This is a genomic window from Protofrankia coriariae, assembly GCF_001017755.1.
Lineage (GTDB): Bacteria > Actinomycetota > Actinomycetes > Frankiales > Frankiaceae > Protofrankia > Protofrankia coriariae.
This window is the reverse complement of record NZ_JWIO01000062.1, coordinates 7441-17877: the sequence shown is the minus strand read 5'-3', so window position 1 is coordinate 17877 and position 10437 is coordinate 7441. Positions and strand designations below refer to the sequence as shown.

The following is a 10437-nucleotide window of genomic DNA, read 5'->3' as shown; positions in this document are numbered from 1 at the left end:
CCGGCGGGCCGCCGAGTCGGACCTGCTGGTCTACGTCAACGTCAACCTGGTGGCGATGGACGGTGGGCACAAGTCGGTGCCGATCGGGCTGGCGTCGTACAACAGCCTGCGCCACCATCACAACAGCCACACGATGGTGCACTCGCGGTCGTTCATGGACCACACCCGTTCGGCCATGCACTCCTCGGCGTGGCGTATGGGCCGGCTGCTCGCCGACCACCTGAAGATCTTCACGGTGGAGACGACGGTGAACAACGCCGCGTTCCCGGCCCGGTACGGATTCCTCACCAAACGGGAGTGGGAGTGGTCCGTGCGCGACCAGGCGATGGCGTTCGGGCTGTCGCGGGGGCTGGCCACCATGCCGACGCGTCCTCGCCGCCGGATCTTCCAGGACCTGGTCGCGGACTACGGGGTGACCGGGGTGCACGCCGGTGAGACCGAGGCCGTGCACGCGAAGACCCTCGCCAACGTGCACCGCCAGCAGCTCGTCGAGGTCGACGGGCAGAGCGACGTGCTCGTTGTCGGCCTGCCGTATCTCGGGCCGTACAACGTCAACTCGGTGATGAACCCGATCCTCGCGATGTGCCTGGGCCTGGGGTACTTCTTCAACATGTACCGGGGCCGGCCGCTGGTGCGCCGCGGCGGCGCGATGATCCTCTACCATCCGGTGACGCCGGAGTTCTCCCAGCTGCACCATCCGTCGTATGTGGACTTCTTCGAGGAGGTGCTCGCCGAGTCCACCGACCCGGCGACGATCGAGGCGACCTTCGAGAAGCAGTACGCCACCGACCCCTGGTACATCCACCTGTACCGGACGTCCCACGCCTACCACGGTGTGCACCCGTTCTACATGTGGTACTGGGGCGCGCACGCTCTGGACCATCTCGGGGACGTGGTGTGGGTCGGCGGTGACCGGGCGGCCTGCGCGCGGATGGGTTTCCGGGCCGCGTCCACGCTGGCCGACGCGCTTGAGATGATCTCGTCCACGGTGGGGCGCAACCCGTCCCTGACCTACCTGCACTCCCCGCCGCACGCCATCGCGGACGTGCGGTGACGGCGCCGGGCGGCCGGCAGCGCCCGGCCGGGATCGGGCTGCGTGAGATGGCACGCGGCTGGCGGTGGGCGTCGCGCCCACCGGTGCCCGCCTCGGCGCAGCCGTACCAGCCGGCGCCGCGGGCCCGGGAGTTCCCCACGTCGTGGGCGCGCACGCCGGCGATGCGGGCGGCCCGGGTCGCCGCGCTGGAGTTCGGGATGCGGCCCATGCTGGACGCGAACCTGTCCCTGTCGGTGGCCGGGCTGGACGCGATCGAGGGGCTGCGCACGCCCGCGGTCTTCGTGTCGAACCATTCCAGCCATCTGGACGCGCCGCTGCTGCTGTGCGCGCTGCCGCGGGACATCCGGGACCACACGGCGGTGGCCGCCGCCGCCGACTACTTCTTCGACAGCTGGTGGCGAGGTCTGGGCACGGCCTTCCTGTTCGCGACCGTGCCGATCGAACGCCGGGGCGGGGCGCCGTCGAGCGCACCCGCCGACCTGCTTGCCGGCGGCTGGAATCTGGTCATCTTCCCGGAGGGGACCAGGTCGAAGGACGGTCAGCTCGCTCGCTTCCGGTTCGGCGCGGCGCATCTGGCGATCACCTGTGGGGTGCCGGTGGTGCCGGTGGGCATCCGCGGCAGTTTCGGTGCGATGCCGCGGGGCCGGGCCTGGACGGTTCCGGGCCGGCCGGGGGTGTCGGTGCGGTTCGGCCGGCCGCTGTATCCCGCCGACAGCGACCTGCGTTCCTTCACCGGCCGTATCTTCGCCGAGGTGTCCCGGCTGATCGACGAGGACGCCACGTCCTGGTGGGATTCGCTGCGCGCGGCGCGGGAGCGCCCGGCGGTGCCGGCCCGGGCCGCGCGGTCCGCCCGGAAGGCGCGCTGGCGGCAGGTCTGGGAGGCCACCGAGCCGGTGGGAACCGCTGGTGCGGTGTCGCCGTGGCAGGCCGCGGCGCGGCGCGGATCCGCCGGCGTGACGGGCCTCTCGGGCTCCCAGGGGCTGACGGCGGCGACGGGCGCGTCACGGGAGTCGCGGGAGCCTGACGGCAGCGGGGGTGCCGGCGGTACCGACGTGGGTGGCGCTGGCGCTGCAGGCGACGCAACCGGTACGTCCACCCCCGCCGGATGATCCGCTCGCAACCGTCTCATCGGATGTGAGAACGGTCACACACTCCTGAAAATGTGGATAGCTCTGTTCATGGCGCGGTGGATATCCACCGCGCCGCTGGGGATCACCTGTGGGTAACCGGGGGCCTGCCGGGCAGCCCTGATGTCAAGGGTTGATTCGGGGACGCCCGGGGCCGTTAGTGGATGCATGGACCTGCGCAACCGGCCCCGCCGCCCGCACCCGCAGCACCGCTGGAGGCGGGGTACCGACACCGGCGTCTCTGGCGTTTCCGGCGTCTCTGGTGTTCCTGTCACCGGAGTCCCCGTCGCCCGTGTGCCCCGCACGCCGGCCTCCGGGTCACGGCCGCCGTCCCCCCGGCCGCTGCCGCCGAGCGTGGCCCGGGTGGCCGACCGGACCCGCCTGTCCGCGGAGCTGCTCGCCGCGCTCCTCGACGTCCAGGAGCGCACCCGGGCGTCACTGGACGACATAGAACTCGCCGACGCCCTCGCCGACCGGCTGCTCGCCCGCCACCGCGACCGCCTCCGCCTCGCCACCTCCCCCTGAACGGTGGGACATGTCTACCCTCGCGGCCGGTAGACGTCGGCGCGGTGCTCAATGGCGACGATGTCGACATGGTGGTCGTCGGTGTTGATGCGATAAATGACGCGGTAGTCACCGCGTCGCGCGCTGTACAGACCGGCGAGTTGAAGCTGGAGCGGCTTGCCCACATGGTGCGGGCTGGCCGCCAGTGATCCGTACAGGAACTCGACGACGGCGGTGGCAACTTTCTCGGGCAGACGGCGCATGGCACGCCGCGCGGGCGCGGTGAAGGCGATCTCGTAGGGGGCGCTCACCGGCCGGTGGCGAGGCGGAGCGCGTCCTCCTTGCTCAGGACGGTCGCCCCCGCGTCCTCGAGATCGTCGAGGGCTTCCCGGATGTCGGCCATCAGACGGGTGCTGGCCATGACGTCGAGGGTTTCCTCCAGTGACTCCAGGTCGTCGACACTGATGACAATCGCGGCAGGTCTGCCGTGCCTGGTGATCACAACACGGCCGTGCTCACGTTCGACGCTGTCCACCACCTCCGAGAGCCTGTTCTTCACCTCTGCCAGCGGCATCTGTTCCACGATCGACATGGCTAGAAGTATAGCTATTTCGTCTCGCGTCCGCTGAGGGCGCCGGCGGACGGCGGCGGGGCGCACGCCGGCAGGGAAGGGTGTGCGCCTCGCCGTGGTCGTCGGGCGGGCGGATCAGTGCCGAGCAGGATGACGGTTCTGCCCCGGTCGCGCAGGGTGCTGATGAGCGGGAAGTCCGCCTCGAGGCCCTGGTAGAGCCATTCCAGGTTGCTCCGGCCCAGGTTGAAGCCGTCAGCCATGAGCACCGGCCGTGTGATGCCGGGGCTGCCCTTGCCGTAGTAGACCCAGGCGAAGCCGTTGCGCAGTTTCCACTCCCGGTCGGGCTTCGGCACCGGGACGGGGGTGACCGGCTCGGAGGTCAGCGGGTCGGCGATGGTCAGCCTGCCGATGGCCCGCTCCGCCTGAGCGTCCTGCTGTTCGGACAATGCCGCTCCTCTGGTCCGTTCGGCTCGCGTGGCGCGGTGCTTCCGAGGGAGCCGCGGCGCGCACCGTGGGGATGCGTGCGATGACGGACGGCATCGTAGTCGAATCCATCAGCCCTGCGTACTGATAGAAATTATCCAGTTACTTTAAGTATAAAAATGTATCAAGCTGGACGTTTCCATGACCGCGGCCGGCCAGCCGGAATCGGTCCGCCCTGACGCTGTTCTCCTTTCCGGCGCCCTTCCAGCCCGATTCGTTGGCGAGTATGAATCCGGTGTAGTACGGTCTGTCACGTCAGCTCTTCGGGGCGGTCGACACATCTGCTTCGCAGCAGTAGTGGGAAGGGGGAGGCGAAGCTCCGGCCGCTCGGGACCGGATATCGACGCAGTGACCGTTGGATGGTTTTCGTCAGGACAAATCCGATCCGTTGATGAATCCGGTCGCGCTGGCCACGACAACAACCGCGACGATCGGTCCGCCCCGGGATTCGACCACGGTGGCACAACACACCGCACAATATGGATTCCGGCGATCCCGGAATCCGGGACCACACTGCCGGGCTGACAGAGCGACTCGACGGAAATTTTCCGTAGCCACTGGAGAAAGGCGTACCCAGGGCTCGGTCGACGAGTCGTCTGGGCCGCTTGGGCACGAGACAGAGACCGCCCTCACGGTGCCTGCGGGGATTGTCGACGGTCGCGACGCGTGCCTGTCGTCATCGGCTCGGCCAACCGGCCGGGCGGTGCTGTGACAGGCCATTCGGTTTATTTCGGTTTATTCATGCCGTCAGGACGAACAGGAGTTTTCCATGGCCTACTTCGCGTTCACGGAGCAGCCGGGGCAGGAGTTCATCTTCGAGCTCACGGACCCCGAAAAGATCGCCCATGCCCGCAACATCATTTCTGGCGTGGAGAAGCAGAGGGTGCACGTCATAGGGAGGATCAGGAAGCAGGGGAAGCCCTACAACCCGAAGTACAGCTTCCATCTCGATCCGGACAGCATCTCGTTCTTCGACCTGGCGATCGAAGTGTGTGACGCCAACATGGACTATGTCGAGGAGCACCTGGATGAGGCGGGCGGGGCGTTCCTCCCCGGGGGCCACTGGTGTCCGTGGGACTCGCGGGTGACCCGTGAGGTCACGACGCCCTGAACGCGCCCTGTACGCCTGCCGGCCCCGGGAGTGTCGCCGTTGCGCGGCGCCCCGGGGCGATATGGCGTCGCCACGATCGGTGAACGCCCCGGATACACCCGTCCCGCTCGGCGAGACGCGTGCGTTCCCTCCTCGTTTCATGACTGGTGTCATAGCTGACAGTATTTCATAGCTGACAGTAGGGACCACCTGTGGACAACAATAGGCTATCCACAGATCGTTGTACGGTCTGGTGCGGAGGGTGCATGGCGATCAGTCTGGCGTTGTGACCGAGAGGAGCTCATCATGGTGGTCATGGCAGTCGCCTACGAGGATCTTCCGATTCGGGACGACGGGTTCACCGTCGACGATCTGGAGGAGATGCCCGACGACGGTCGGCGCTACGAGCTGGTGGACGGGGTGCTCCTGGTGAGCCCGGCGCCCCGCTGGGAACATCAGCACGCCTGCCTGGAGCTCGCGGTGGCGCTTCGCGGCAGATGCCCCGACGGCCTGGTCGTCTTCGGGCCGACGCCGGATGTGCGCAAGGGGCGACACACCAGCGTCCAGCCGGACGTGTGCGTGGTCCGCCGCGACGACCTCGTGCGTGGCGAACGCTACCTGGCTGTCCCGGTGCTGGTCGTCGAGGTTCTCTCCCCCAGCAGCCTGGGCATCGACCGGCTACTCAAACGCGACGTCTACGCCCGTCTCGGTGTCCCCCACTACTGGATCGTCGACGCCGACGCCCCCTCGATCACCACCCTCGCGCTCACCGGCACCGGCTACGTCGAGACCGGCACGGTCCACGGTGACGAGGTTCTGACGGTCACCGAGCCATTCCCGCTGACCGTCTCCCCGTCCCAGCTCCCGCTGACCTGACGCTCTGATCTGACGGCCTGAAGCGGTGTCCGCGGCGGCATTCGGGCGTGGGCGAAAACGGTGGCTGCCGGTTCCCGTCCACGGGACTTGTAGCTTTGACGGGTGCAGTCGACGAGCCCACGGGCTACCGGTCGGGTCCCCGGCGAGAAGTCGTTCCTGAAGTGGGCCGGTGGCAAGAGCCGGTACGCGAGCGCACTCGTGGGGCTGGCGCCGGAGTTCACCGGCTCGTACCGGGAGCCCTTTCTCGGTAGCGGCGCGGTGTTCTTCGAACTGGGGCCCGGCCGCGCCGTTCTCTCCGACGCGAACGAGGAGCTCGTCGTCTGTTTCCGGGTCGTCGCCGAGGATCCGGAGTCGGTCATGGCGCGGCTCGACGAGATGCCCAACACGCCCGAACACTTCGAACACGTGCGCCGGCAGCGTCCCCAGGATCTCAGTGACCTCGACCGGGCCGCCCGGGTCGTCTACCTCAACAAGACGAGTTTCCGGGGGCTGTGGCGGGTGAACCGTCGCAACGAGTTCAACACGCCGTACGGCGCCTACGACCGTCCCTACTACAGCCGGACGATATTTCTGCGGGCCGCCAAGGCGCTGAGCGGCGCCGTTGTCAGAGTGGCCGACTTCGAGCAGGCGATCGACGACGCCGAAACGGGTGACTGGGTGTACTGCGACCCGCCGTACGTACCACTCGGTGGCTGGGCCGATTTCAAACGGTACACCGCCGGCCAGTTCGGGGCGGACGACCATGTGCGACTCCGTGACGCGATGCGCCGCGCCGCGGACCGGGGGGGTTTCGTCACCATGACCAACAGCGACACGCCGTTCGTGCGCGAGCTGTTCGGCGGCGACTTCCATATCCTGCGGCTGCCCACCCGGCGTGACATCAACCTGAACGCGTCCGCCCGGCGTAGCTGGGACGTGGTGGTGACCACCTACGATCCGCCCGTGCCCGCACAGGTCCTCGTCGACCGCCGGGTGCGGTAGCCGCGAACGACCCCGGCCGGGCCGTGGCCGGGTCGGGTACGGCCCGGCCGTTCAGGGCGTCCGGGATACATGCCGGTGATGACCATGGCCGTGACCGTGGCCATCACCGACCTGACCGTGGTCATGGCTGTGGCCGCGGTCGTCGTGGTGATCGTGGTGGTGGTGTCCGTGGGGATGCGCGGGATCGTCCGGATGGTCGTGCGGGGCCTGGGGGGCGGCCACCCGGTGCTCGAAGCCGGGCAGCGCGATCCTGTACAGACAGGTGTCGCAGTTCATCCGGATGTCCCCGGCCAGCGCCTCGGCGAAGCGCTCGAACACCAGGTCCACCAGGGCGTCGCTGTCGCCGAGCAGGCCCGCGCAGCGCACGTCGACGTCCGGATGCTCGGCGGCCCAGCCGGCGGCCTGACTGACCACCCGCTCCGGCAGGACGCCGGTGAACAGGAAGTAGGGCGCCACCACGATCCGGGACGCCCCCAGCCGGCGGCAGCGCTCCAGGCCGGCCGGCACACCCGGCTCGGCCAGGCTGATGAAGGCCGGTTCGACACCGGCAAACCCGCGTCCCTCCCACAGCAGCCGGGCCACCTTGGCGATCTCGGCGTTGGCGTCCGGGTCGGTGGATCCCCGGCTGACCAGCAGCACAATCACCTTCGCCCGCTCGGCGTGCGGATAGACCGCGTCGATCCGCTCGTCGAGCGCCGTCAGCAACGTCGGATGCGGGCCGAGCGGGCGTCCGTAGGTGTAGCGCAGACCGGGATGGCGGGCGCGTTCGCGGGCGAGCGCGCCGGGGATGTCGCCCTTGGCGTGCCCGGCGGAGACCAGGGTCAGCGGTACCACCGCGAGCCGCCGGTGGCCGGCGTCGACGAGGCGGGCCACCGCGTCGGCCACCGGCGGGCGGGACAGCTCGATGAACCCGCCGTCCACCGGCGTCCCGTCGGCCCGTTCACGGACCCGTTCGACGAACTCCTGGAACTGCGCCACCCCGGCCGCGCTGCGGGTCCCATGCCCGACGATCAACAGCGCGGGCGCGGACGGACCGCCGTCCGGGCCACTGTTCGTGGCCGCCTCCGGGGCTCCATCGGTGGCCGCGCCCGTGGCCACGGAGGCGACCGCAGCCCTGTTCAGGTCTGCGTCCGATCCTGTGCCTGGGTCCTTGACGTCCTCCCCGCTGTGAACGGCGGGGATACCTACCGTGCCACTCACGTGACACCTCGATGGGTTCCTGCTTCACCGCCGACAGCCACCGCACGCGGTGGTCTTACGCCGGCTCCACAGGCGTTTTCCGTCTCCGCCCGCCCGGCGGCGACGATCCGCTGGCCCTCGAACAGAACGTTCCGGGCCGCGTTCAGATCACGATCGTGGACGATACCGCAGGCCGGGCACGTCCACACCCGCACCGCCAGACGACGGTTCACCGAACCCTTCTTCTTCCGGGCAAGGGCCCGCTGCGCGCGGGCCAGTCCACGTTGACGCGACCGGAGGTGACGCGGATTCGCGACCACCTCACCCGTGGACAGTGTCGCCAGCCGATCCAACCCGAGATCGATCCCGATCTCGGAGTCTGTCGGCGGATACGCGGTGCCGGTGACGTCGACGACGAACGACACGTAGTACCGGCCGTCGGCCTCCCGGATCACCGTGGCCGACGACGGAACCGACGGCAGCTCCCGAGACCAGACAAGCGCGACGTCTCCGACCTTCGCCACCCGCACACCCCGGGAGGTAGCCGTGAACCCGTTACGGGTGAGGCGAATCGACTGCCGGCGGTCCTTGCGTGACCGGAACCGGGGATGCCCGACCTCCCGGCCCTTCCGTTTCCCGGACAGCGAGTCGAACCAGTTCCGGAACGCCCGCCGGGCGTCCTGGCATGCCTGCACCAGCACCACCGAGGACACCTCTGCCAGCCACACCCGTTCGGGGGCCTGCCTGGCGAGGGTGACAACCCGTCGCTGCACCTCGGTGTCGGAGATCTTCTCCCCGGCCGCGTGAGCGGCATCCCGGGTGCGGATCGCGTTGTTGTAGACGACCCGGGCGCAGCCGAACGCCCGCGCCAACGCCTGCGCCTGCCCCGGTGTGGGGTAGGCGCGGTAGCGGTAACGGACGGTGGGCACGTCTACCATCATACTTGGCCTATGGCACAGGATGACAGCTACAGGCGTGGCAGGCATGTGGTTTCCGCGCTTCACGTCCACTTGGTCTTCGTGACGAAGTACCGGCATGGCGTGCTCGACACCGCGATGCTGGACCGCTGCCGGCAGATCATGAGCGAGGTGTGCGACGACTTCGGCGCCACCCTCGCCGAGTTCAACGGGGAAGACGACCACGTCCACCTGCTTGTCCACTACCCGCCGAAGATCTCGGTATCGGCACTGGTGAACAGCATCAAGGGGGTGTCGGCCCGCCGCCTGCGCACGGAGTTCACCGAGCGGGTGAACCAGCACTCGATGCGCGGGCACTTCTGGTCCCCGTCGTACTTCGCCGGCTCCGTCGACGGGGCACCCCTGTCCCTCGTACACCAGTACATCGAGAGGCAACGGCACCCAGCGTAAATATGCCAACCCCGCACTGAAGGGCAGGGCCCGCGCGCTACGTTCCATGGTCACGGATTCAGCCCCTCATACCGCGCGCGGCACGGGCCTGGTCGGTCAGCTCCACCGGTACCCCCTCGAGGTGACGACGTGCCCGGCCACGACACGGGTATGGGTGCTGCCGACGACCACCGTCGTCGTCATGCCGACCAGCTCCAGCCGTGGCGCCGGGGTGGCGGTCAGCTCCCCGATCGTGGCGACGGTGACCTGCTGGGCCGGGCGGAAGGCGTCGGTGACGATACCCACCGGGGTCGACAGCGGACGGTGGGCGGCCAGCAACGTCAACGCCCGCGGCAACTGCCAGGTCCGCGCTTTGCTGCGCGGGTTGTAGAACGCGACGGCGACGTCGGCCCGCGCCGCCGCCCGGACCCGCTGTTCGATCACGTCCCAGGGGGTGTGCAGATCCGACAGGCTGATCATCATGTGGTCGTGGCCGAGCGGCGCGCCGAGCAGCGCCGCGGCGGACAGCGCCGCGGTCACCCCCGGGACGCCCACCACGTCGAAGGATCCGTCGGCCCGTTCCAGCGCCGGGCTGCCCATCGCGTAGACGCCGGCGTCCCCGCTGCCGACGAGCGCGACCGCGTGGCCGGCGCGGGCGGCATCCACGGCCGCGCCGGCGCGTGCCTCCTCCGCTCCGAGGCCGCTGGCGAGCACGCGTGCGCCCGGCCGGATCAGGTCGCGGACGGAGTCGAGGTACTGGTCCAGGCCGACGATCACGCTGGCGCGGGCGAGTTCGCGGGCGGCGCGTGGGGTGAGCAGGTCCCGGTCGCCCGGGCCGAGGCCGACGATGGCCAGCCGGCCGCGGGGACGGTGCCGGGCCACCGCCACCGTGGCGTGCGCGCTCACCTGTTTGGGCACGACGAGCTCGGCGGTGCCAGTGGATGTGCCGCCCCCGTCGGGGCCGAGCAGACTCGCCGCCTCGGCGACGCTCGGCGTGCCGACCGCGGCCCGCACCACCTCGGAGGGATGCGGGACGTCGACGGCCGCGAGCGCCGCGGCCGGGTGCACGACCAGCGGCCAGCCGAACGCGCGGGCGGCGGCGACGATGCCGGCCTCGTCCCGTTTGGCCTCGACGGTGGCGAGGTGACGCACGGCCAGCGGTGACAGCCCGGCTTCGGCCAGCGCGCGTTCGACGAGGTCGACGACCTCGTCGGCGGGCGCGCCCC

General features: G+C 69.7%; 13 protein-coding genes. 7 read left to right on the top strand and 6 right to left on the bottom strand.

Going from position 1 to position 10437, the window contains the following annotated elements:
- From FrCorBMG51_RS22830 to FrCorBMG51_RS22820, 3 genes are all read left to right on the top strand, one after another.
- On the top strand, nucleotides 1–1054 hold a 1054-nt coding region (locus FrCorBMG51_RS22830; RefSeq protein ID WP_235433835.1), incomplete at its 5' end, for a lactate racemase domain-containing protein.
- Nucleotides 1051–2163, top strand: coding sequence for a lysophospholipid acyltransferase family protein (locus FrCorBMG51_RS22825; protein WP_052914960.1), 1113 nt, complete (start codon nucleotides 1051–1053; stop codon nucleotides 2161–2163). The genes FrCorBMG51_RS22830 and FrCorBMG51_RS22825, both read left to right, overlap by 4 nt.
- A 312-nt stretch (nucleotides 2164–2475) precedes the next feature.
- A complete protein-coding gene (locus FrCorBMG51_RS22820) occupies nucleotides 2476–2706 on the top strand; it encodes a hypothetical protein (RefSeq protein WP_047225068.1) in 231 nt (76 codons plus the stop codon).
- Nucleotides 2707–2720: 14 nt separating this feature from the next.
- Here FrCorBMG51_RS22820 and FrCorBMG51_RS22815 read toward each other — a convergent pair whose 3' ends face one another.
- Genes FrCorBMG51_RS22815 through FrCorBMG51_RS22805 form a run of 3 tightly spaced genes read right to left on the bottom strand, consistent with a single transcriptional unit; the run spans nucleotide 2721 to nucleotide 3702 of the window.
- A complete protein-coding gene (locus tag FrCorBMG51_RS22815; protein WP_076843407.1) occupies nucleotides 2721–2996 on the bottom strand; it encodes a type II toxin-antitoxin system RelE family toxin in 276 nt (91 codons plus the stop codon).
- On the bottom strand, nucleotides 2993–3277 hold the full coding sequence (locus FrCorBMG51_RS22810) for a type II toxin-antitoxin system Phd/YefM family antitoxin (RefSeq protein WP_047225061.1): 285 nt from the start codon (nucleotides 3275–3277) through the stop codon (nucleotides 2993–2995). Before FrCorBMG51_RS22810 ends, FrCorBMG51_RS22815 begins: the two co-directional genes overlap by 4 nt.
- 14 nt (nucleotides 3278–3291) lie before the next feature.
- The gene (locus FrCorBMG51_RS22805; RefSeq protein ID WP_047225060.1) at nucleotides 3292–3702 is read right to left on the bottom strand and encodes a hypothetical protein; all 411 of its coding nucleotides are present in this window, start codon (nucleotides 3700–3702) and stop codon (nucleotides 3292–3294) included.
- Between the two features lie 806 nt (nucleotides 3703–4508).
- Between FrCorBMG51_RS22805 and FrCorBMG51_RS22800 the strand changes: the two genes are divergently transcribed.
- From FrCorBMG51_RS22800 to FrCorBMG51_RS22790, 3 genes are all read left to right on the top strand, one after another.
- Nucleotides 4509–4850, top strand: coding sequence for a BP74-related protein (locus tag FrCorBMG51_RS22800; RefSeq protein ID WP_047225059.1), 342 nt, complete (start codon nucleotides 4509–4511; stop codon nucleotides 4848–4850).
- Between the two features lie 285 nt (nucleotides 4851–5135).
- Nucleotides 5136–5705, top strand: a complete 570-nt coding sequence (locus FrCorBMG51_RS22795) for a Uma2 family endonuclease (protein WP_175648366.1) — start codon at nucleotides 5136–5138, stop codon at nucleotides 5703–5705.
- Nucleotides 5706–5807: 102 nt separating this feature from the next.
- Nucleotides 5808–6686, top strand: coding sequence for a DNA adenine methylase (locus FrCorBMG51_RS22790; RefSeq protein WP_047225058.1), 879 nt, complete (start codon nucleotides 5808–5810; stop codon nucleotides 6684–6686).
- Between the two features lie 51 nt (nucleotides 6687–6737).
- On the opposite strand, the gene FrCorBMG51_RS22785 is transcribed toward FrCorBMG51_RS22790, so the two are convergent.
- Together FrCorBMG51_RS22785 and FrCorBMG51_RS22780 are read right to left on the bottom strand one after the other, a co-directional pair.
- The gene (locus tag FrCorBMG51_RS22785) at nucleotides 6738–7886 is read right to left on the bottom strand and encodes a sirohydrochlorin chelatase (RefSeq protein WP_235433834.1); all 1149 of its coding nucleotides are present in this window, start codon (nucleotides 7884–7886) and stop codon (nucleotides 6738–6740) included.
- A complete protein-coding gene (locus FrCorBMG51_RS22780; RefSeq protein WP_200902569.1) occupies nucleotides 7883–8794 on the bottom strand; it encodes an RNA-guided endonuclease InsQ/TnpB family protein in 912 nt (303 codons plus the stop codon). Before FrCorBMG51_RS22780 ends, FrCorBMG51_RS22785 begins: the two co-directional genes overlap by 4 nt.
- Before the next feature lie 21 nt (nucleotides 8795–8815).
- Here FrCorBMG51_RS22780 and tnpA point away from each other — a divergent pair, with 21 nt between their 5' ends.
- Nucleotides 8816–9232 (top strand): IS200/IS605 family transposase, encoded by a 417-nt coding sequence (tnpA, locus tag FrCorBMG51_RS22775; protein ID WP_047225057.1) that lies wholly within the window; start codon nucleotides 8816–8818, stop codon nucleotides 9230–9232.
- Nucleotides 9233–9328: 96 nt separating this feature from the next.
- Here the strand turns inward: tnpA and cobJ are convergent.
- On the bottom strand, nucleotides 9329–10437 hold a 1109-nt coding region (gene cobJ / locus FrCorBMG51_RS32155; protein ID WP_047225073.1), incomplete at its 5' end, for a precorrin-3B C(17)-methyltransferase.